Genomic DNA, 238 nt, shown 5'->3' on the forward strand with positions numbered 1-238 from the left:
AGTAATATAAGCAACAAGTGTTTGTGCTTTGAGCCTTCCGCCTTTGGGTTTAATACTATTATCATGAATGTACTGGCTTAGTTGGGAGAGCTGTTGTTCATTTAGATTACAAGGTCGTCCAGAGCGAGGTTTTTCTTTTAAACCATCAAGACCTTGTTCATAAAACCTTTTAACCCAGTCATTAACAATACGACGGCTAATATGAAGGTTTCTTGCGGTTTGTGAATTATTAGCCCCT

At 38.2% G+C, this 238-nt stretch carries 1 protein-coding gene; it reads right to left on the minus strand.

What is annotated here, in order from left to right; all coding sequences use genetic code 11:
- A partial coding sequence (locus H4J41_RS17430; protein ID WP_182138395.1) for a helix-turn-helix domain-containing protein occupies positions 1–238 on the minus strand: 238 nt, incomplete at both ends.

This window comes from Colwellia sp. MB3u-45, from assembly GCF_014077005.1.
Lineage (GTDB): Bacteria > Pseudomonadota > Gammaproteobacteria > Enterobacterales > Alteromonadaceae > Cognaticolwellia.